Origin of the sequence: Actinoplanes lutulentus (assembly GCF_003259845.1) — a bacterium.
Taxonomy (GTDB): Bacteria; Actinomycetota; Actinomycetes; order Mycobacteriales; family Micromonosporaceae; genus Actinoplanes; species Actinoplanes lutulentus.
The window spans coordinates 64,471-85,899 of sequence record NZ_QLMJ01000027.1; the positions used below are offsets into that span (position 1 = coordinate 64,471).

A 21,429-nucleotide genomic window follows, 5' to 3' on the forward strand; every position below is an offset into this window, starting at 1 on the left:
GAGGCCGTCCGTGGCGGAGCGGTTGTTCATCCTCAACGGTCCCAATCTCAACATGCTCGGCCGGCGCGAACCGCACCTGTACGGCCGGGTGACGCTGGCCGCCATCGAGAGCAGATGCCGGGTGGTCGCCGGGGAACTCGACTTCGACCTGTTCTTCGCCCAGTCCAACGCCGAGGGTCAGCTCATCGACTGGGTTCACCAGGCATTCGACGAGACGGCTCCGGTCATCATCAACCCGGCCGGGCTGTCCACCCGCTCCGTTGCCCTCTACGACGCGCTGCGGATGCTCGGCCGCCCGATCGTCGAGGTGCACCTCACCAACGTGTTCGCCCGCGAATCGCTCTACCAGGACGTGCTGACCGCGGCCGCCGCGTGGGGTTTCCTGGCCGGTTTCGGTGCCGAGGTCTACGAGATGGCGATGCGGGGCCTGGCCGCTCACCTGTCCGGAGGTGGCCGGCCGTGCGGATAGGAATCGTCGGCTGCGGCCGGATCGCCCGCAACCACGTCGGCGCCCTGCGTGGCGTCGAGGGCGTCCAGGTCGCCGCGGTCGCCGACATCGATCCGGGACGGGCCCGCGCGTTCGCCGCGCACCACGGCGTCGACCGGTCCTTCGGTGACCTGGATCAGATGCTCGACGGCGGGCTCGACGCCGTGACCATCTGCACTCCGCACGCGGACCACGAGGCGGGGGTGCTGGCCGCCGCCCGCCACGGCACCCACGTGCTCTGCGAGAAGCCCATCGCCCTGCGGGTGGAGCAGGCCGAGCGGATGATCGCCGCCACCGATGCCGCCGGGGTGCGCCTCGGGGTCCTCTTCCAACGGCGCTTCTGGCCGGCGGCGGCGCGCATCCGCGCGGCGATCGACGACGGCCGGATGGGCCTGCCGATCTGCGGTGGCGTCGTGGCCCGCCTGAACCGGGGCGTGGACTACTACCGGGCCGAGCCGTGGCGTGGCCGCCTGGCGACGGAGGGCGGCGGGGTTCTGATGACGCAGGTGATCCACCACGTCGACCTGCTCCAGTGGTTCATGGGCCCCGCGCGGCGGGTGACCGGCCGGTGCGCGAACCTGGCCCACCAGGACATCATCGAGGTGGAGGACACCGCCGCCGCGCTCATCGAGTTCGTCTCCGGCGCCGTCGCCACGATCCAGGCCGGCACCACCTTCCAGCCCGGGCTCGGCGTGCAGGTGTGGGTCAGCGACGCGCGTGGCCGTACGGCGAGCGTGATGGAGTTTCCGGAGGGCGTCGGCTTCACCGACGTCCGGACCCTGCCCGGTGAGGAGGCGTTCGCCGGCGCGTACAGCGCCGGCCGGCCCTTCGACATCGCGCTGGCCGAGATCCACGACCACCTCGCGCCGTACCACGCCGAGCAGATCGCTGACTTCGTCGCGGCACTGCGCGAGGAGCGCGAGCCTGCCGTGACCGGCCGGGACGCGCTGCGATCACTGGCGATCGTCGAGGCTGTCTACGCGTCGTCGCGCACCGGTGCGGCCGTGGAGTTGCCGTCGTGAGAGCGGGGGAGCGGTCAGCCTCCGCTGCCGAAGGGGCGATCGAAACCCCGCTCGGCCATCTGCTGCGCCATCTGCCGCAGGTCGGCGGCGAACGCGGTGACCTGGTCGGGGGTGAATCGGATGGTGGGCCCGCTCAGAGCCAGTGCCGCGACGACACTGCCCGACTGCCCGAGAATAGGGACGGCCACGGCCGACAGACCGGCCTCGCGTTCGCCGTGGCTCTCGCCGTACCCCTTGGCGGCCGTCTCGTCGATCTCGGCGCGCATCGTCGCCGCGTGCTGCGGGCCGTGCGGCGACTGCTTGGCGATCCGGTCCAGAAGTCCGGCGGAGGCGTCGCGCAGCAGGACCTTGGAGGAGGCGCCCGCCCACATCGGCAGCTCGTCGCCGACGTGGACGACGTGTCGCAGCGGCTGAGGGCTCTCCTGCTGGGCGACGCACACCCGGTAGATGTCGCGAACCACGTACATGTTCACGGTCTCGCGCCGGCGCGCGGCGAGCTCCCGCATGTCGCGCTGCGTCTCGGGCGGCAGTTCCCAGCTGCGCCGGGCGAGATGCGCCCACCGCCAGAGTCCCGGCCCCGCCATGTATCCGCTGCCGGTGGCCCAGAGCAGGCCGCTCTGCTCCAGCGTCGAGACCAGCCGGAGCACTGTCGTCTTGGCCAGGCCGGTCTCCTCCACGATGTTGCGGATGGAGACGGTGGGCCGGTCATCGGTCAGCAGGCCGAGGATGCCCAGCGCCCGCTGGACGCTTCGCACGCCCTGCGGGTCGGCGGACTCCGCCGCGGATGGCTTGGCCGCGGAATTGCGGGTGGGGGGCGCGTCCACGGTTCTGCACTCTCCTCGTTTCGCGGGAATGGTCCGCCGACCATCCTTCCTGCTTCGCCACGGTGCTTGTTTGCGGGGCTCACCTTTCGCTTTTCACATATCCGTAACGGTCCGGACTCAAGCCCTTGCCATGAACCTGGGCCGCCCGTACTTTACACCTAGTCCACACAGCGGTCCATCAGGTCCGGCTAATGGTTCGAGAGTAGCGACACTCACCTGAGAGCGAGGGCGCATTGTTGACCACCCCCGTCCCGCATCGCCGGCCCGTGGTGCCGGCGGCCGGAGCACGTGCCGGGACTGATGACCGATGACCGCTGAATCCGTTGCCGCCCCCGGTGACCCGCAGCCCGCTCCGCAGTCCGATGAGGACGTGCGGTGGCGGGAGCCGAGAGTTCTGCGCGTCTGGGCATCGATCGAGCTCTGGATCGCCTGCCTCGCGCTGACGATGATCTTTCTCAGCGTCCTCTGGCAGGTGATCAGCCGTTACGTGCCGGCGCTCAACTGGCCGGGCGTGGGCGAGGTCGCGAACTACTCGCTGATCGTGCTGACCTTCATCATGGTCGGCTACCTGATCGGCAACAACGGCCACATCACCATCCAGGTCATCGACTATCTGGTCAAAGGACGAGCCTTCGTCGTGGTCAAAGCAGTGTCCGCCGCCTTGACCGGATTGATCTGCGCGGTGCTCGTCTGGGAGGCGTGGGCGCTGATCCAGGCGTACCCGACCCGCACGACGGCCGCTCTCGGCATCCCGATCTGGACGCTCTACGCCATCCCGATGCTCGGCTTCGCCTCCGGGACTGTCCGGGCCTTCATCAGGGTCTTCACCGCCACCCGCGAGGACGTCCCCTTCGACGCGGCGGAGGCGAAATGATCCTCGAGCTGTGGATGGTCGGCGTTGCCATCGCCGTCCTGCTGTTTCTCCGGGTGCCGGTCGGGCTCGCCTTCATCGGCCCCAGCCTCTGGTACGCACTCGCGGACGGCCGCTCCGAAGGTTTCGCGCTCAAGACCACCTTCGACGGTCTCAACAGCTTCCCGCTGCTGGCCGTCCCGCTGTTCATCCTCGTCGGCGTGCTGGCGAACCGGCTCGGCATCGCCGACCGGCTCTATGAGTTCTGCCTGGCCGCGCTGGGCCGGCTGCGCGGCAACCTCGCGTACGTCAACGTCGGCTCCGCGGTCGGCTTCTCCTGGATGAGCGGATCCGCGCTCGCCGACGTGGCCGGGCTCGGCAAGATGCAGATCCCGGCGATGATCAAGGCTGGCTATCCCGCCGGATTCGCTGCCGGGCTCACCGCTTCCTCATCGCTCATCAGCCCGGTGATGCCGCCCAGCATCCCCGCCGTCATCTATGCCGCGACCGCGACCGTCTCCACCGGAGCCCTTTTCGCCGCGTCCGTCCTGCCGGCGTTCGCCATGGCGGCCGGGCTGTGCATATACATCCTTATCTGGACACTGCACCGGCCGCAGTTCGTCTCGGTGCCGTTCGATCGTGACCGGTTCACCCGTGCCTCGGTGGGCGCCATCGGCCCGCTGCTGACTCCGGTGATCCTGCTCGGCGGCATCCTCTCCGGCGTTTTCACACCCACCGAGGCCGCATCCGTCGCTGTCCTCTACATGCTCATCCTCGGCCTGATCTACCGTTCCGCGACACCGCGGCTGCTGCTCCAGTCGCTACGCGAGACCGCTGTCATCACCGCCGGCATCACCCTGATCCTCGGTGCCGCGGCGCTGCTCGGCCTGATCCTCACCCGGGCCCATGTGTCACGCGACGTCGCCGAGTTCCTCACCTCGTTCTCCGACGACCCCTGGGTCTTCATGATCCTGGTCAACATCATCCTGCTGATCCTCGGCTGCCTGATCGATGCCACGGCGATCATCCTCGTGACGGTGCCGGTCCTGCTGCCGATCGCGATGGATCTCGGCATCGACCCCATCTACTTCGGCGTTGTCATGATCATCAATCTGATGATCGGCCTGCTGACCCCACCGGTGGGAAGCGTCCTCTACATCACCAGCTCCGTCACCGGCAAACCGGTCGACGTCATCTTCCGCGGCGTCGCCCCGTTCCTCATTCCCCTGGTCGCCGTGCTGATTCTGGTCACCGCACTGCCCGGCCTCGTGCTCTGGCTACCCGGCCTCCTCGGCTTCTGACCCACCGGCCCGCCATCCCACACCGGGAGGAGAAACGCCATGCACCAACGTCCAGCAGGGTGGCGCCGCATCACCGCGGCGCTGACTCTTCCGATAACACTCGTTCTCGCCGCAGGGTGCTCCACATCGAGCAACGCACCCACCACCGAAGGCGAGAATCCCACCCTGACCATCAAGATCGGCAGCTCTCAGCCGGAGAGCCAGCCGAACTACTACTGCGGGATGAAGCTGCTCAAGGAACGGGTCGAGGCACAGAACCTCGGCCTCACCATCGACATGTTCCCCAACAGCCAGCTCGGCCCGGACGCCGAACGTTACGCCGGTGTGCAGAGCGGGGACATCGACATCGACCTGCAGGGCGGCTCAGCGATGTCCACCGCCTACCCGCAGATCGGCGTGCTCGACGCGGCATACGCATTCAACGACGTGGACCACTTCTTCAAATGGGTCGACCAATACGGCAAGGACTTCTTCACCGACTTCAACGCGGCGACCGACACCACCATCGTCGACGCCTGGTACTTCGGCATGCGGACGTTCACCGCCACCAAGCCGATCCGCAAACCGGCGGACCTCGCCGGCCAGAAGATCCGTTTCCCGAACACCCCGCAGTTCCTCGCCAACGCCGAGGCGCTCGGCGCCGACGCGGTGGCGATCGCCGTCGAGGAGCTCTACCTGGCACTGCAGCAGGGCATCGCGCAGGGCCAGGAGAACCCGGTCGTGGCCACCCACGCCCAGAAGTTCGACGAGATCCTCAAAGTCGCCAGCCTCACCAACCACCAGGTCGGCACCCACTACGTCGTGGTGTCGGACAAGACCCTCGACAAGATGAGCCAGCCGCAGAAGGACGCTCTCTTCAAGGCCATCCACGACATCCGGGCCGAGAACCGCAAGTGCGTCGACGACGAGACCGAGAAGGTCCTCGACGGCTGGCGCGGTGACTCCACCCGCACGGTGGTGGAGATCGACCAGATCGACCGGGAAGCGTTCATCAGCAAGGCGGAAGCCTTCTTCAACACCCACTTCAAGGGCGAGAACCTGGAGCTCTACAAGAGCGTCCGGGCCTCGGCCTGATCGAGGCAGCGGGGCCGGCGATCCGCCGGCCCCAAAGATCAAAACCCCACGATCAAAACCTCACGATCAAAACCTGGAAGAGGTACGGGTGACCAGCCCTCAACAAGCACAGGTCCTGGTCGGGCTGATCGGGGCGGGCATCGGGTCATCGCATTCACCGTTGCTGCACCAGCAGGAGGCGGACCGCCAAGGAATCCGGCTCCTCTACACGATCATCGACTCGGACGCGTACGGCCTGACCGCCGACGATCTTCCCGGACTGCTCCGCTGGGCTCGCACGCTGGGTTACCGAGGACTCAACGTCACCTACCCGTTCAAACAGCAGATCGTCCGGTACCTCGACCGGCTCTCGGCGGAGGCGAAGACCCTCGGCGCGGTCAACACCGTGGTTTTCGCCGACGGCATCGCCTGCGGTCACAACACCGACGCCGTCGGGTTCGCCCGCAACTTCGATCGGAACTTCCCCGACGCGCCCAGGAACACGGTGGTGCAACTGGGCGCCGGCGGAGCCGGATCCGCGGTCGCGCACGCCATGTTGACGCTGGGCGCCCGCCATCTCACCGTCGTCGACCTCGACACCGCCAAGGCCCATCGGCTCGCCGGCCTGCTCGCCACCGAGTTCGGTACCGGCCGGATCGCCGTCGGCGCGCCCGCACACCTGAGCACGCTGCTGGCAGGCGCCGACGGGCTGATCAACACCACGCCGATAGGGATGGCACACCATCCGGGCTCACCCGTCGCGCCCGGCGACCTGCGCTCGGACATGTGGGTGGCCGACATCGTGTACCGGCCGGCCGACACCGCTCTGCTCCAGGCGGCGCGCGCGGCCGGCGCCGCGACCCTGCCCGGCGCCGGGATGAGCGTCTACCAGGCGGTTGCCGCGTTCGAGCACTTCACCGGGGTTCCCGCGGATGCGGAGACGATGCTCGCTGACTCCGCGGAACTACTGCGGCGCGGCCGCTGATCACCTTCTTGTCCCGGGGGCGCCGGAACGCCGAGCGGCTGTAGTAGCGGACGAGGTTTCCGTCCCGGTCGGCCTCGACGCTGTAATGCTTGAGGAAGTCCCACAACAGTGGTGATTCCTCGGGCATGGTGTTGTGCGATCGGTACAGGTTCTTGGACAGCTTCAGGACCGGGACCTCGGTGTGCTCGTCGTGCCAGGTCCAGGTCTGGAAGCGGTCGTGCCAGCCGTGGCGCCGGCCGGCGACGGTGTCCACGTCGGCGAGCGTGAGTCCGTTGGTGCCCAGGTGATACCGCGCCCAGCTGTCCAGCGAGTTCTGTGTGCCGTCCCAGAGATCGCCGGCGAGGAAGCCGAGATCCCCGTACCCATAGATCTGGTAGTTGGGGATCGCCCGGCCGCTGGCCGGGACCTGGAGTCCGTCGATGCCGACCGTGCCGGCGGCGTCCGGAGCGGTGGTGAACGACGTCGACGCGACCGCGGCGAAGTATTCCGGGTAGGCGATCGCGAAGTTCTGGGTGACCGCGCTGCCGGCGGACTGCCCGGTGGAATAGAACCTCGTCGGATCGACCCCCAGCTCGTCGGTGATCAGCTCGCGCAGCTGCCGGTAGAAGGTGTTCGAGTCGCGGTGGCTCACTGACACGGAGGTGGCGCTGTACTGCTCCCCGATGACGACCAGGACGCATCCCTCGCGTTCCGCGACCTTCCACCACTGCGCGGCGTCGAAGAACACCTTGGCGGTCTGGGTGTTGCCGGGCCAGACGAACACGACCGGCGCACGGTCGCGCCACAACCGGCGGGCGGTGCGGGGAACGTAGACCAGGTACTCGCGGAGGTACCCCTCGACCATCATGGTGCGCACCTCGACGCCCAGCTTCGCGTAGTCGGCGCGTTCGAAGAGCTGGTTGCCGTAGGCGAAGAAGTTCTCGTACCGGGTGTACCGGGTGAGGAAGCCGACGATGCGGTGCGTGCTCATCGGACGCTGCTGCACGGCCACCTGCGAGATCGGCCCCGCGTACGACGTCATCCACCGGCGGGAGTCGGGTCGTTGCGGGTAGACGGTGCCGAGGGCCGGGTCCTCCCGCGTACGGCGTCCGGTGTCGTTGGCCCGCCTCCAGTAGGACACACTCGCGTCGATCGAGGTCCGGTCGGGGTGGATGTACCAGGTGGGCAGAACTGTCTCGTCGTACCTGATCAGGTCGAAGCCCTCGGGGAACTCGACCGGGGTGTAGCTGCCCTCGGTCTCGCCGCCGAACTCGCGTCCGGCGTAGGAGTTCAGGTAGTCCGCATCGAGGCCCGGCGAATCGACGTACACCTGACTGATGACGCGCAAGGGGTGCGCGACCGCCCAGGCCTCCATGGCCGGCGCGCCGGCGCCGTAACCGACCAGGTAGTGCAGACCGAAGATCGAGAAGTACCGGTTGGCCTGGAAGAACGCCATTGCGGCTTCGACGTAGGCGGTCTCCTCTCCGGCGTCGCCCCAGCCGGCCGGGCCGGGCTCCAGGACGAACAGGCCCTCCTCACGCCGGCCGGCGATCCCGGCCCAGCTCGTTTGCTGGAGAAACTCGCCGGTCTCGACGCCATCGGGTACGGCGATCACCGTGAAGTAGGAGCGGATCGGCGTCTCGGGCGAGATGTATACCTTCGCGGTGCGGACGGTGCCCGCGACGTCGAAGGACTTCGTCCAATAGCCGGTCATCTCGCGGGGCAGTTTGCTGGCGCGGGAGTAGTCGTAAGCCGGGAACGGGCGACCGTCCAGCGGCTGCGGTTCCCCGATCCGGCCCGGAGCCTGCCCGCCGGGGCGTGCGCCGGCGGCCGGCTGGGCCGTGGCTTGGCTCGCGAGAGTCGCGGTCACCGCGATGGCGGCGGTTCCCTGAAGCAGGCGGCGCCGATCGATCGTACCCATGATGGTCCTTTCGCCAGGGCGACTGATGGTGCTCGGAGATGGGCCCGGGCCCGGCGAGGCGGGCGTCGCCGCCTCGCCGGGCCCGGTGGCCGGGGTTACTTGCGGACCCGCACCGACGCCGTCGACGTGAGCTGTTCCTGGTCCCCCTCGTGCAGGAAGTTCGCCACCAGCGTCAACGGCACCGCGTCACCTTCCGGCACGTTGTTGTCGAGGTCGGCCTTGTCGAACACCACGATCAGCGTGCGGCCGATCACCGTCGCGTGCTTCGCCGTGACGGGTGACCGCGACAGCGGCGTCCGCAGCTCCACGTCACCGTCGAGCCGGTAGCCGGCCGGGAGGCTCAGCGTCGCCGTCACCCCGCCGCGGACCGCGGTGAAGATCCCGGTCCGCGACCCCAGGTCGAGGGTGGCGGGGATGAACCGCAGCGCGCCCGGCAGGTCCTGCGGCGCCGGGTACACCTCGATCTTGCCGGTCGGCCGGGGGTCGGTGCAGTCGTTGAAGTAGTACTCACCGGCGCGGTCGAACGTGAAGTCGGAGCGCTCCCCGGGATCGAGCCGGGGGTTGAAGAGCCCTTCGAAGTACTGGGTCGCGCAGTGCGGCCGCTGGTTGGGGAAGTTGGGGAAGGTCTCCGCTCCGGGGTTCAGGAACGTCACGGTGGTTCCGACCGGCACCCGCAGGTGCGTCGGGGCCATGCCGGCCTGTGAGGTGCTGTCGCGTGCCGTGGCGGTATCGGTCGTGCGGTCCTGCCTGCCCAGGTAGACGGTGTTGTTCACCGTCGCGCCGTCGACCGGACCGCCCTGGACGGGACGGCGGATCGCCAGCGGAGCGGTGTCCGGGCCTTCCTGACTGCCGGATTCGGTGGTGTACGCGCCGCCCAGCTTGAACGCCCACAGCGAGTCGCCCTGTGTCACCGAGCCGCCGTACGGATTCGTGGACCCGGCGGCGAGAACGGCGACGTACTGCTCGCCGTCGACCATGTAGGTGATCGGGGCGCCGGCGATGCCCGATCCGGTCTGGAACTCCCACCGGACGTCGCCGTCGCGGGCGTCCATGGCGAGGAGCCGGCCGTCGATCTGGCCGGCGAACAGCAGGTCGGTCGCGGTGGTCAGCGGACCCTGGCCGTGCGACATGTCGGTGCCGAGATGGTTGCGCCACCGCACCTTGCCGGTCGACGCGTCGTAGGCCAGGACGCCGCCGGTCTGGTACTGCCCGATGGCCCGCTGACCGTTGGCCGCGGCGCCGTTCCAGTGCGCCACCGGGTTGGCGCCGTACGGGTAATAGACCAGGTTCGTGCTGTGGCTGTAGGAGTTGTTCGACCAGTCGCCGCCGCCGTTCTGGCTGGTGGTCGACAGGATCGGCTGGTTCCACTGCGGGTCGTACATGCAGCCGCGCCGGTGGTCCGCGCCGGAGTTCTGCGGGTATGTCAGGAACGGCTCGTCCGCCGCGACGTAGCTGTCCGGGTTGAAGACCAGGTCGCCGTCCGCGTCGGCCTGGTAGCCGTTGTAGTTCGGCACCGCCCGCCACGGGTCACCCGGGACAGTGCGCGGGTCCAGCTTCTGCCAGACGACGCATTCGGGCAGCAGGCGCTCGGCCGGGAACGGCTGGGTCTCGGCGTTGTGCTGCCGGGAGTCCACGATCATCGGCTTGTCGGCGACCGGGAGCACCGGCTTGCCGGTGGTCCGGTCGAGCACGAACTGGTGTCCCGACTTGCTGCCGTAGAACACCACCTTGCGCTTCTGACCCTTGATCCTGATGTCGGCCAGGGTCGGCGGATGGACGTTGTCCATGTCCCACACGTCGTGCCGGATCGACTGGTAGTGCCACTTGTACGCACCGGTCTTCATGTCGACCGCCACCATCGTGGTGGAGAACAGGTTGTCGCCCGGGCGCAGGGAACCGTCCTGCGAGCTGCGGCAGCTACGCGGGTTACCGAAGGTCATGTAGTAGAACCCGAGGCCGGGGTCGACCGCGCCGTGCATCCACGGTGTCGCACCTCCCTCCAGGTTGCACTGCGTCCCGTCGGGCAGCACGGGTCCCCAGGTGGCGCCGGCGTCGATGGAGTTGCCGTTGACGTCGGTGTAGACGGTTCCCCGATCCGGTCCGCCGAAGACATGCCACAGGTAGCCGCCGTCGCTGGCTCGGACCGCGACGACCGCGGCGCGGTTGCCGTTGGCCGCGTGGGCGTAGACCACGCCGTCGTGGTAAACCGTCGCGACCCGGTCGATGTTGCCCAGATCGACTCCGGCCTGGACCGCCGGTTGCACGACCCAGACCTGTTCACCGGTGTCCTGGTCGAGGGCGACGATGCGATCGCCGTCGGCGAGCGTGTAGACCTTGCCCTGGCCGATGGAGACACCGCGGCGGGTGTCCGCGGTCGAGAAGCCCTGCGGTGCCCACTTCCACTGGGGAGCGCCGGTCCTGCCGTCGACGGCGATCACTTCGCCGCCGGGCGTGTCCAGGTAGATGACCCCGTCGGCCACGATGGGCGTCGTCTGCTGGCCGACGTCGTCGCTGGCCGGCGCGACCGCCGAGAGGTGCGTACGCCACACCGGGCCGAGCTTGTCGAGGTTGCGCTGCGAGATCTGCGTCAAACCGGAGTAGTGCTGGTTCGCGAGGTTGCCACCGACGGTCGGCATGTCCGCCCCGGTCGGTTCCAGACCTGGCGGTTCCGCCTGTTCGACGCCCTCTCGTGGCCCTTGCGCGACGGCGGTCGACGGCCCGGCGGCGACGAGTACGGCGAACAGGATGGGTGCGAGTATTCCTGGTTTCATCGATCGCCTCCGCTATGGCTACTTGCGCTTGGCCGGGGTGCAGAACGGTTCGAGGCCCATGGCGGACTTGATGCCGTGTTCGAGGTGTGCCTGGAACTCGGCCGCGCCGGGGAAGGTGGAGTTCTCCTGGAAGGCAGCACCCTCATGGCCGAGGGTCGTGACCCAGGACTTACCGCCGTCGTAGTACTGGCACCAGGTGACCGGATGGAAATCCCGGTGCCCGGGGTGCGATCCTTCGCCGCCCGCGCCGCCGGCGAGGGTCCGCTCGTCGACGGTGGCGAGGAAGTTCACGTCGGTCGGGAACGGTACGAGGTTGTACCACTCGTCGGAGAATCCCCAGCGTCGCGGCAGGCCCTTTGTCGACACGTCCCGGTCGTTGACGACCACGACGTCACCGGGCTGGCTGCGTCCGTGGTTGTAGTAGTTCGCGTTGCCGAGCAGCCCTTCGTACCACTGCCAGCCGTACTCCGTACCGAAGGCGTTGTGGACGCCGACGAAACCGCCGCCGCCCTGGATGTACTTGCGCAGTGACTCCCGGGCCCAGTCGAGGCGGGTGCCGCCGGCCGCGCCGCGCGCGTGGTTCCACAGGGTGTCCCGGGTGGGGCTCATGAAGATCACGGCCCGGTAGCTGGAGTTCAGCCGCTCCATCGCCTGGACGTCCTCGGTGACGTGCACCTCGATGCCGTCGGCCTCGAGCATTCTGACCAGCCCGGCCTGCGCCACGTTGGAGCTGTCCAGGGGGCGCGGCCAGGCCGCCGGGTCACTGTGGTTGTTCGTGATCACATAGGGGCGGGGGAGAGTCACGCCTTGGAGGCTCGCGTTGTCGGGATCCAGGACCCGCCCGAGGTTCGCGTGCCGGGGACCCGCCGTACGGGAGTAGACCAGCACCTTGTTGTCGCGTTCAGTGCCCCAGTCGCTGTAGCAGTCCGGGTCCACTCCACGGCACACGCCGTAAACCGGGTCGATGCTGTTCGGCTTTCCCTGGTGTCGGTCCGCCGATCCCGTGATCGCGAGAGCCGAGGCCGGCGCGAGGATCGCGAGCACCGCGAGGGGCACGACCGTCTTGAGCCAATTGTTGTTCACGCTGGGAGTCCCGTCTGGAGGTGGATTCCAGTTGCTTGCCATGCGCACTCGGCAGTCGGTCCGCTTAGTGGACTGGATGTACCGCTGGACAGACCATAATGGGGAGTGGGTTTACTCACAAGGTGCGGCGAGCGCACACCTGACATCGAGGGAGATCACTTGATGAGCGGCGCCGGCTCTGGCTCTTTCCTGATCGGCCCGCGTCAGCTATAACTAACCAGCGGTACGCTATTTCGGTGCGACCGGACCGCCTGATGGACTAATTGTGGGAGGCGGCATGGAGGCTCTCGGCGGCCGGTTGCCGATGTGGACCGTCGCACCGTTCGTCCTGCTCCTGGCCGCTGTCGCAGTGCTGGAAGTGCTCGCTGCCGGCTGGTGGAGCCGCCTCACCAGCAAGGCGCTGGTCGTCACCGTGCTCGCCGTGCCCGCCGCGGTCCAGCTCCTCATCGTCGGGGGAGCCGGCGCGCTCACCCACTCCGTCGCCGAGTACGTGTCGTTCGTATCGCTGCTCGCCGCTCTGTTCGTCATCTCCGGCGGCATCGAGGTCCGCGGATCGCTCGCCGGCACGCCTCTCGCGAACGCGGGCATGCTCGCGGTCGGTGCGGTACTGGCCAACGTCATCGGCACCACCGGCGCCGCCATGCTGCTGATCCGTCCGTTCCTGCGCGCTAACGCACGCCGCGGCTCCCGGGCGCACCTGGTGGTGTTCTTCATCCTCATCGTCGCGAATGCCGGAGGCCTGCTCACCCCGATCGGCGATCCGCCGCTCTATCTCGGCTTCCTCAAGGGGGTGCCGTTCGAGTGGACCTTCCGGCTGTGGGCGCCGTGGCTGTTCGTCAACGGCGTCCTCATTCTCGTCTTCAACCTGGTCGACCAGTTCCTGGTCAACCGTGAGGAACGGCGCGATCGCAACACCGGCCTGCTGGATGAGCTCATCACCCACCAGCCCCTGAGCATCGGGGGCCGCCGCAACGTGCTCCTGCTGACCGCTGTCGTCCTCGTCCTGCTCGCGAAGGGCGCTCTCGCACTGCCGTTCGGTGTGCCGGAGGCGACACTGCTGGCGATCGCCTACGCGTCCTACCGGGTCACGCCCCGCGCGATCCACGAGGCCAATCACTTCGGGTTCGGCCCGATCGCGTCGGTCGCGGTGATCTTCGCGGGGGTGTTCGTCACCATGACGCAGCCACTGCTCATCCTCAACGCCCGAGCCGCCCAGATCGGGCTGGAAGAACCGTGGCAGTTCTTCTGGGCCTCCGGTGGGCTGTCGTCGGTGCTGGACAACGCGCCGACATACCTGGCCTTCACCTCGGTCGCCGCCGGTCAGCTGGGCATCAGCGTCGACGATCCCCGCTACCTGGCTGCCCTGGTCGACATCCCGGCAGGCAACGATCTGCTGTTCGCCATCGCCTGCGGCGCGGTGATGATGGGATCCCTGACCTACATCGGCAACGGGCCGAACCTGATGGTCAAAGAGGTCGCGGAACACCGGGGGGTGCGGATGCCGCACTTCTTCGCCTACGCCCTGATCGCGATGCTGATCATGTTGCCGGTGCTGGCAGCCGCGACATTCCTCTTCTTCTCACCGGGCTGATCGCTGACGGGTCATGCCCTGACCGCAGGCGTGGTAGCCGTCCGTCGCACCGCCACCGCGCTGGAGCAGCGCTCACGCGCCCGCGTGGGGATGCGAACTTCGATGGTCCACGGCAGACTCCCGGTGGTGAATGGTGACTGGAGGTCCAGGGGCGTGAGCGGCGACACCGGCGCCGGCCGGGTGCTCGGCGGGCGCTATCGGCTGATCTCCCAGGTCGGTGCCGGGGGCATGGCCGTGGTGTGGCGGGCGTTCGACAGCGTGCTGGCCCGCGAGGTCGCGGTGAAGGTCCTCGCCGCCCATTACGCCGACGACCCTCAGTCGCGCATGCGGGTCCTCCACGAGGCGCGGGCCGCGGCGGCCCTCTCACACCCGAACATCGCCCAGGTGTACGACTACGGCGAGGCCGACGTCGACGGCGCCGTGATCGCGTACGTCGTGATGGAGTTGATCCGTGGCGGATCGCTTCACCAGAGGCTGAAGGACGGTCCGGTGCTGCCCCGGTACGCGATGCGGGTGTGCGCGGAGATCGCCGCGGCGCTGGCTGCCGCACACGCCGAAGGGCTGGCACACCGCGACATCAAGCCGGGCAACGTGATGCTGGCGCCGACCGGCGCCAAGGTGGTCGACTTCGGCATCGCCGCCGCGATCCGGCCCCCGCAGCTGAGCATGGGCGAGTTCGAGGTGTTCGGCACGCCGGCGTACCTGGCGCCCGAGCGGCTGCTGCACGACGCGGTGGAGCCGGCGTCGGACGTGTACGCCCTCGGCGTGGTGCTCTACCGGCTGCTCGCCGGTCACTCGCCGTGGACCGGTGAGACGAGCACGCAGATGCTGACGGCGCACGTCTATCTGGACCCGGCGCCGCTGCTGCCGATGTTCCAGGTGCCCGGCTACGTGACCGACCTGTGCAACCGCTGCCTGACCAAGGACCCGGCACAGCGCCCGAGCGCCCGCGAGGTGGCGGCGATGCTCGCTCACGGCGCCGGGATGCAGGTCATCACCGACGAGCCTGCCGCCGTCGCGGCGCAGGGCTCGATCGATGCCGAGCCGTCCGTCCTGATCCGGCCGCCCGGCTCGGACGAACCGACGGCCCCAAACCCGGCCCGGAATCCGGCGCGGGCGACCGCGAGGAAGATCCCCGCGGTCTACGCGCTGACCGCCGCGGTGGTGCTGGTGGCCGCCGGTGCGACGTTGTGGCTGATGCGCCCGTCGGATCAGCAGGCAGCCGCATCGGCTCCGACAAGCTCCGCCGCAAGCCCAGGGCCCGCGCCGAGCAGGCCCGCCGACGCGCCGAGGGCGCCGACCAGCGCCGACCCGGGAGTCGCCGGGCCGGGAGCCGCCGAGCCGGGGGCCGCCAACCCCACCCGGACCGCCCGGATCACTACCGCGCCGCCACGGACAACGGCCGCCGTCGCGCCAGGAAGCACACCCTCAGCGCCCATCAGTCCCGAGCCGGTGGTCACCACGACGCCTCCGGCAGTGCAGCCGGTGGAACGCACCCTGTCCTCGGCCGCCGGCTCCGTCCGGGCCGTCTGCCCGGACGCCGGCACCGCACAGATCCTGTCGTGGACGGCCACCAAGCCGTACAAGATCAGTGAGGGTGACAAAGCGGCGGGGCCCGCACCAGCGGTGCTGTTCCAGCACGGCAAGACCCGGATCACGATGACGGTGACCTGTGACGACTGGGTGCCGTCCTCCACCAGCACCTGACCTAGCGTCGTCCGTCAGCGGCCGCACCGGCAGGGCGTGGCGTGCCGGCCCGGGCGCAGATGCTGCCGGCGGCGACCAGGCAGGCACTGCCGGCGGTGAGCAGAACAGTGCGGTAGTCGCCGGAGACGGTGAGCAGGCCCGCGGCGGCCAGGGGCGCGCCGGCTTTGGCGAGGGTGACAAAGGCGGCGAGGGTACCGGCGATGCTGGCGTACGTGGTGGTGCCGTAACGGTCGGCGAGTAGTTGTGGGGTGGCGAGGCTGGAGATGCCGAAGCCGAGCCCGAAAGCGCTGACGACGAGGATCGCTCCGGGGCGGGTGCCGGCGAGGGCGGGCATGCTGAGTGCGGCGGCGGCTTGCAGGGCGAAGACGGCGGCGACGACACGGTGCTGGCGCATCCGGCGTGCGGTGGCCGTGAGCAGGAGCCGGCCGGTGACGTACAGGACGCCGAGCAGGCCGGCGACGCTTGCGGCGAAGGTGGCGGGGTGGCCGCTGCTGACCAGGTAGCCGACGAGGTGGACGGTCATGGTGGTCATCGCGGCGGCGTGCGCGACGAACGCGGCGGCCAGCCACCAGAACCGGCTGTCGCGAACAGCCGCCCGGATCAGGATTCGGCGGTGCGCGGAGATGCGATGCCCCGGTGCGCGGGGGATCTCGGGTGGGCGGCGGACGACGAGCAGGTGCAGCGGGACCGCGGTGCCGGCGTACAGGGCGGCGAGGATCAGCAGGGTGGTACGCCAGCCGTGCCGGTCGGTGAGCCAGCCGGTCAGTGGCATGAAGATGGTGCTGGCGAACCCGGCGACGACGATCATCCCGAGGATCGCTCCCGGCCGGCGTGCGGCGTCGAACCAGGAGACCAGGACCGGGGTGGCGGCCTCGTACAGGGCCATCGCCATCGCGACGCCGAGTCCGGCGAAGACCAGATACAGCTGCCCGGCCGTACGGACCTGGGACCAGGCCGCGAGCATGCCGGCGCCGAGGATCGCGCCGGCGGTCATCAGGGCGCGGCCGCCGTGCCGGTCGAGCCATCTGCCGACGGGGATGGCGGCAGCGGCCTGGGCGAGGATCGCGGCGGTGAACGCGCCGGTGACGACCGCCGCCGAGGTGTGCAGGTCAGCGGCGATCGGGTGGAGCAGGACGGCGAAGGCGTAGTAGAGGCTGCCGTACCCGATGGTCTGGGTGATGGCGAACGTGACGACGATCCGCCGGCCACCCGTGACGGTCACGCGGCTCAGCAGCAGGAGGAGCCGGACTCGCCCACAGTGATCAGGCTGAGCGGTGCGGTCAGCAGCCCACCGGCGATCCCGGTGGACAGCCCTCGCCCGGCCGGCTCCACGGCGGCCGGAGCAGGTGCGCCGCAGCAGCCACCTCCCGCGGCGACGGTGTCGTCGTCCTCGACCGGGTTGCTGTTGCAGACGCCGGTCTCCGGCAGGTCGAGCTGGACGTCGCGGGCGGCTTCCCAGTCACCGGCCAGGGCGGCGACGACACTGCGGGCCTGCTCGTAACCGGTGGCCAGCAGGAAGGTCGGCGCGCGGCCGTAGCTCTTGACGCCGATGGCGTAGTAACCGGGCTCGGGGTGGATCAGCTCGTCGACGCCGTGCGGCGGGACGGTGCCACAGGAGTGTTCGTTCGGGTCGATCAGCGGCGCCAGCGCCCGGGTCGAGCCCATGATCGGGTCGAGGTCCAGGCGCAGTTCGCCGGCGATCGTGTGGTCGGGCCGGAACCCGGTCGCCGACACGATGCGGTCCACGGTGATCGACTGCTCGCCGTCGGACACCTCCACCTGGGTGCCGCCGGCGATGACGCTCCGCACGGAGAAGCCGGTCAGCAGGGTGACGGTGCCGTTCTCGACGTGGTTGCGCAGCCGGGAGCCGAGGGCGCCACGCGCGGGCAGCGCGTCGGCTGCCTCGCCGCCGTAGGTGCGTACCGCGCTGGTCGCCCGGATCGCCCAGGTCACCGTGGTGCCCGGGGCCTGCTCGGCGAGTTCCGCGAGGGCGAGCAGGGTGTTGGCGGCGGAGTGTCCCGCGCCGACGACCAGGGTGTGCGCGCCGGCGAACCGGTCACGGTCGCGGCCGAGGACGTCCGGCAGCGCCGGCTCGACGAACGCGGTCGCGGCGCTCTCGCCGTGGGCCGGGATGCCGGAGGCGCCGAGCACGTTCGGCGTGGCCCAGGTGCCGGAGGCGTCGATGATCGCCCGGGCGAGGATGTCCTCACCGCCGGCGAGGCGGACCAGGTACGGGGTGGCCTCCCGGCCGAGACTGCGGACCCGGTCGAGGCCGAGCCTGGTCACCGCGGCGACCCGCGCGCCGTACCGGATGTTCGGCTTGAGCCCGGGCAGGTCGGCCAGGGGCTGGAGGTAGTCGGCGGCGAGCTGGGCGCCGGTGGGGAGCTTGTCGTCGCCGGGGCGAATCCAGCCGCTGTGCTCCAGCAGGCGGGCGGCGGCCGGGTCGATGTCGTACCGCCACGGTGAGAACAGCCGGACGTGGCCCCAGGCCCGTACGGCGGCTGCCGGGTTGTCGCCCGCTTCCAGGACCAGGAACGGCAGGCCGCGTTCGGCCAGGTGGGCGGCGGCGGCGAGACCGACGGGCCCGGCGCCGATGACCACGACGGGCAGTTCGGGGAAGTTGCTGGTCACGAGAGTGAACTCCTTGCTGGAGAAGGTGCCTAGATACTTCTCGAAACAAGAGAGTTGCAGGTTGTTTTGATAAATGTCAACCTAGACGCATGTCGAAACAAGCCGAGACCGACCTCAGCCAGGAGGCGGAATGCTGCCCGTCGCTGGCGGTGAGCCGCATTCCGGCGCAGGCCGCCGCCGCGCTGGCGCCCGCGTTCAAGGCGCTCGGTGATCCCGTCCGGCTCCAGCTGATGTCGATGATCGCATCCGCGGACGGCGGTGAGATCTGCGTCTGCGACCTGACGCCGGCGTTCGAGCTGTCCGGACCGACGATCTCACATCACCTGAAGACTTTGCGGGAGGCCGGCCTGGTCGACGCGGAGCGGCGCGGTACCTGGGTCTACTACCGCGCTCGGACAGACGTGATGCGCACGCTGGCGGCGCTGCTCGCCTGACCGCACGCCCCTGTCCAGCACCCGAGATCCAGGAGCACCACCGTGAGCACCACCAGCCCGCCCAGCCCACCGGAGACAGCGGTCATGGCCCGTCTGTCGCGCCTCGACCAGTTCCTGCCCGTCTGGATCGGCCTCGCCATGATCGCCGGGCTGCTCCTCGGCCGATTCGTGCCCGGGCTCGACAACGCCCTCGACGCCGTCACGATCGGCGGCATCTCGCTGCCCATCGCCCTGGGGCTGCTGATCATGATGTACCCGGTGCTGGCGAAGGTCCGCTACGACCGGCTCGACACCGTCACCGGCGACAGACGACTGCTCCTCTCCTCGCTTATCCTCAACTGGATCGTCGGGCCTGCGCTCATGTTCGCCCTGGCCTGGCTCTTTCTGCCGGACCACCCCGAGTACCGCACCGGCCTGATCATCGTCGGGCTGGCCCGCTGCATCGCCATGGTCATCATCTGGAACGACCTGGCCTGCGGCGACCGCGAAGCCGCCGCCGTGCTGGTCGCCCTCAACTCCGTCTTCCAGGTCTTCGCCTTCGGCGTCCTCGGCTGGTTCTACCTGTCCGTGCTCCCGGGCTGGCTCGGCCTCGACGGCGCCCAGCTCGAGGTCTCCGGCTGGGAGATCGCCGGAAACGTCCTGGTGTTCCTCGGCATCCCGCTGCTCGCCGGATACCTCACCCGCCGTTTCGGCGAGCGGGCCAGGGGCCGCGACTGGTACGAGAGCCGGTTCCTGCCGAAAATCGGCCCCGCCGCGCTGTACGGGCTGCTGTTCACCATCGTCATCCTGTTCGCCCTGCAGGGTGACGCGATCACCAGCCGGCCCTGGGACGTCGTCCTGATCGCGGTGCCGCTGCTGGCCTACTTCGCCATCATGTGGGGCGGCTCCTACGCCCTCGGCAAGGCGATCGGCCTGACCTACGAACGCACCACCACCCTGGCCTTCACCGCCGCCGGTAACAACTTCGAACTGGCCATCGCGGTGGCGATCGGCACCTTCGGCGTCACCAGCGGCCAAGCCCTGGCCGGCGTCGTCGGCCCTCTCATCGAAGTGCCGGTCCTGGTCGCGCTCGTCTACGTGTCGCTGTGGGCCCGCCGGCGGTTCTTCACCTGACCCGGACCCCTGCCCGTCAACCCTCGCCTCGGAACAGGAAGAAGCATCCGCATGACCACGAAGCCCACCGTTCTGTTCGTCTGCGTCCACAACGCCGGCCGTTCCCAGATGGCCGCCGGCTGGCTGCGTCACCTCGCCGGCGACAAGGTCGAGGTCCGCTCCGCCGGTTCGGAGCCCGCCGACCAGATCAACCCGGCGGCGGTCGAGGCGATGAAGGAGGCCGGCATCGACATCACCGGCCAGATCCCGGCCAAGCTGACCTGGGACGCCGCACAGGAGTCCGACGTCATCATCACCATGGGCTGCGGCGACGCCTGCCCGATCTTCCCCGGCAAGCGTTACGAGGACTGGAAGCTCGACGACCCCGCCGGCAAGGGCGTCGACTCCGTCCGGCCGATCCGCGACGAGATCAAGTCCCGCATCGAAGTGCTTCTCGCCGACCTGATCCCTCGCCAGGCCGATTAAAAGCAGTCCCAGCATGGCGAGGAAACGGCCAGGCGGCCCGCCGCCTGGCCGTTTTTTGTCCCGGCGCCTTCTTGGGTACGCGCGAAGCGGCTCAGTGGTCGAAGGTCACGATCGTCCGGCCGCCGACGGCGGTGGTGAGGGCGTTGATGGCGTCGGCAGCGGCGTCGAGGGTGACGGAGCCACCCACCAGCCGGTCCAGGGGGAGCCGGCCGGTCAGGTAGGCCTCGGCGATCAGGGGAAAGTCGCGGGCAGGAACGGCCGAACCGTAGTTGCAGCCCACCACGGTCAGACCACGGGTGACGACGTCCCAGGTGTCGATCGGTGCGGTCGCGGCGATGGCGGGCATCCCGACCAGGACGGCGGTGCCGCCGGCTGTGAGGAAGCGGGGTGCGCGGGCGGCGACGTCGGGGATGCCGATGGCGTCGAAGGCGTACGTCACGCCGTCCGGGCAGATGGTCAGGGCCTGGTCGACCTCGGTGCCGTCGGCCAGGATCGTGTGGGTTGCCCCCAGCTCCCGGGCGGCCTCCAGACGGGACGCGGAACGGTCGACGGCGATGATCGGGCCGGCTCCGGCGTCGGCGGCCGCCGCGATGATGGCCTGACCGACACCGCCACAGCCGGTAACGACGATGGCGTCGCCCTTCGCCACGGACACCGTCCTGTGGACCGCGCCGTACCCGGTGGTCACCGAGCATCCGATCAGGGCGGCGATGTGCGGGGGGACTTCGGGCGGCAGGCGTACGGCGGCGGTTTCCGGGACCACGGCGTACTCGGAGAAGGCCCCCACACCGAGGAACGGCCAGACGTCGGGGTCATCGGCGGCCGGGTCCTTCACCGCGGTGGTGCCGTCCGGCAGCTGGTTCTCCAGGGCCGGGGAGCCGGTGCACAGCCAGGGCTTGTCCTGCCGGCAGGGCGGGCAGGCCTGGCAGGCCACGTACCAGTTGAGTGCGACCGGGTCGCCGGGCGCGAGGCCGGTGACTCCCGGGCCGACCTGGTCGACGACGCCCGCGCCCTCGTGGCCGAGCACCAGGCGCCGGCCCATCGGCCAGTCACCGTTGATGGTGTGCAGGTCGGAGTGGCAGATCCCGGCGGCGGTCATCCGCACCCGGATCTGGCCCGGTCCGGGCTCGCCGACCTGGGTGTCGACGACCCGCGGGGCGGTGCCGGTGCGGTCGTCGAAGGTCAGGGCGCGTGATGCGATGGGCATGGCGG

At 69.5% G+C, this 21,429-nt stretch carries 18 protein-coding genes; 11 read left to right on the forward strand and 7 right to left on the reverse strand.

From position 1 onward, the window contains the following. Positions 1 to 10: 10 nt before the first annotated feature. Positions 11 to 469 (forward strand): type II 3-dehydroquinate dehydratase, encoded by a 459-nt coding sequence (locus tag B0I29_RS41020; RefSeq protein WP_111654585.1) that lies wholly within the window; start codon positions 11 to 13, stop codon positions 467 to 469. Next, positions 460 to 1,509, forward strand: coding sequence for a Gfo/Idh/MocA family protein (locus B0I29_RS41025; RefSeq protein ID WP_111654586.1), 1,050 nt, complete (start codon positions 460 to 462; stop codon positions 1,507 to 1,509). Before B0I29_RS41020 ends, B0I29_RS41025 begins: the two co-directional genes overlap by 10 nt. Before the next feature lie 14 nt (positions 1,510 to 1,523). Here the strand turns inward: B0I29_RS41025 and B0I29_RS41030 are convergent, their stop codons facing one another. After that, positions 1,524 to 2,333, reverse strand: coding sequence for an IclR family transcriptional regulator (locus B0I29_RS41030; RefSeq protein WP_220091558.1), 810 nt, complete (start codon positions 2,331 to 2,333; stop codon positions 1,524 to 1,526). 307 nt (positions 2,334 to 2,640) lie between these two features. Here B0I29_RS41030 and B0I29_RS41035 point away from each other — a divergent pair, with 307 nt between their 5' ends. The 4 genes from B0I29_RS41035 (at position 2,641) to B0I29_RS41050 (ending at position 6,522) form a co-directional block, all read left to right on the forward strand. Next, complete coding sequence (locus B0I29_RS41035; protein WP_111654587.1) at positions 2,641 to 3,207, forward strand: TRAP transporter small permease; 567 nt, start codon at positions 2,641 to 2,643, stop codon at positions 3,205 to 3,207. Further along, positions 3,204 to 4,484, forward strand: a complete 1,281-nt coding sequence (locus B0I29_RS41040) for a TRAP transporter large permease (protein WP_111654588.1) — start codon at positions 3,204 to 3,206, stop codon at positions 4,482 to 4,484. The genes B0I29_RS41035 and B0I29_RS41040 overlap by 4 nt, the downstream gene beginning before the upstream one ends. 39 nt (positions 4,485 to 4,523) lie before the next feature. Further along, on the forward strand, positions 4,524 to 5,558 hold the full coding sequence (gene dctP, locus B0I29_RS41045) for a TRAP transporter substrate-binding protein DctP (RefSeq protein ID WP_111654589.1): 1,035 nt from the start codon (positions 4,524 to 4,526) through the stop codon (positions 5,556 to 5,558). Between the two features lie 88 nt (positions 5,559 to 5,646). Further along, positions 5,647 to 6,522: a shikimate dehydrogenase gene (locus B0I29_RS41050; protein ID WP_111654590.1), complete on the forward strand. Its 876-nt coding sequence runs from the start codon at positions 5,647 to 5,649 to the stop codon at positions 6,520 to 6,522. On the opposite strand, the gene B0I29_RS41055 is transcribed toward B0I29_RS41050, so the two are convergent. The 3 genes from B0I29_RS41055 to B0I29_RS41065 form a co-directional block, all read right to left on the reverse strand. Beyond that, positions 6,452 to 8,422, reverse strand: coding sequence for an alpha/beta hydrolase family protein (locus B0I29_RS41055; RefSeq protein ID WP_111654591.1), 1,971 nt, complete (start codon positions 8,420 to 8,422; stop codon positions 6,452 to 6,454). The genes B0I29_RS41050 and B0I29_RS41055 overlap by 71 nt on opposite strands. A gap of 95 nt (positions 8,423 to 8,517) precedes the next feature. Further along, entirely contained in the window at positions 8,518 to 11,193 is a 2,676-nt protein-coding gene (locus B0I29_RS41060; RefSeq protein WP_111654592.1) for an outer membrane protein assembly factor BamB family protein, read from the reverse strand. Between the two features lie 18 nt (positions 11,194 to 11,211). Then, the gene (locus tag B0I29_RS41065) at positions 11,212 to 12,276 is read right to left on the reverse strand and encodes a ThuA domain-containing protein (RefSeq protein WP_245973157.1); all 1,065 of its coding nucleotides are present in this window, start codon (positions 12,274 to 12,276) and stop codon (positions 11,212 to 11,214) included. Between the two features lie 277 nt (positions 12,277 to 12,553). Between B0I29_RS41065 and B0I29_RS41070 the strand changes: the two genes are divergently transcribed. Together B0I29_RS41070 and B0I29_RS41075 are read left to right on the forward strand one after the other, a co-directional pair. After that, on the forward strand, positions 12,554 to 13,867 hold the full coding sequence (locus B0I29_RS41070; RefSeq protein WP_111654594.1) for a sodium:proton antiporter: 1,314 nt from the start codon (positions 12,554 to 12,556) through the stop codon (positions 13,865 to 13,867). 153 nt (positions 13,868 to 14,020) lie between these two features. Beyond that, positions 14,021 to 15,574, forward strand: coding sequence for a serine/threonine-protein kinase (locus tag B0I29_RS41075; protein ID WP_181558237.1), 1,554 nt, complete (start codon positions 14,021 to 14,023; stop codon positions 15,572 to 15,574). Position 15,575: 1 nt separating this feature from the next. On the opposite strand, the gene B0I29_RS41080 is transcribed toward B0I29_RS41075, so the two are convergent. Both B0I29_RS41080 and B0I29_RS41085 read right to left on the reverse strand, forming a co-directional pair. Continuing rightward, complete coding sequence (locus tag B0I29_RS41080; RefSeq protein WP_111654596.1) at positions 15,576 to 16,796, reverse strand: MFS transporter; 1,221 nt, start codon at positions 16,794 to 16,796, stop codon at positions 15,576 to 15,578. A gap of 5 nt (positions 16,797 to 16,801) precedes the next feature. Next, positions 16,802 to 18,205, reverse strand: a complete 1,404-nt coding sequence (locus B0I29_RS41085; protein ID WP_181558238.1) for an FAD-dependent oxidoreductase — start codon at positions 18,203 to 18,205, stop codon at positions 16,802 to 16,804. Positions 18,206 to 18,294: 89 nt separating this feature from the next. Between B0I29_RS41085 and B0I29_RS41090 the strand changes: the two genes are divergently transcribed. The 3 genes from B0I29_RS41090 to B0I29_RS41100 all read left to right on the forward strand — a co-directional run bounded on the left by B0I29_RS41090 (position 18,295) and on the right by B0I29_RS41100 (position 20,217). Next, complete coding sequence (locus B0I29_RS41090) at positions 18,295 to 18,639, forward strand: ArsR/SmtB family transcription factor (RefSeq protein WP_111654597.1); 345 nt, start codon at positions 18,295 to 18,297, stop codon at positions 18,637 to 18,639. Between the two features lie 84 nt (positions 18,640 to 18,723). After that, on the forward strand, positions 18,724 to 19,752 hold the full coding sequence (arsB, locus tag B0I29_RS41095; protein ID WP_111654598.1) for an ACR3 family arsenite efflux transporter: 1,029 nt from the start codon (positions 18,724 to 18,726) through the stop codon (positions 19,750 to 19,752). A gap of 51 nt (positions 19,753 to 19,803) precedes the next feature. Further along, entirely contained in the window at positions 19,804 to 20,217 is a 414-nt protein-coding gene (locus B0I29_RS41100) for an arsenate reductase ArsC (RefSeq protein ID WP_111654599.1), read from the forward strand. A gap of 91 nt (positions 20,218 to 20,308) precedes the next feature. On the opposite strand, the gene B0I29_RS41105 is transcribed toward B0I29_RS41100, so the two are convergent. Then, positions 20,309 to 21,424 (reverse strand): alcohol dehydrogenase catalytic domain-containing protein, encoded by a 1,116-nt coding sequence (locus B0I29_RS41105; protein ID WP_111654600.1) that lies wholly within the window; start codon positions 21,422 to 21,424, stop codon positions 20,309 to 20,311. Between the last annotated feature and the right edge of the window lie 5 nt (positions 21,425 to 21,429).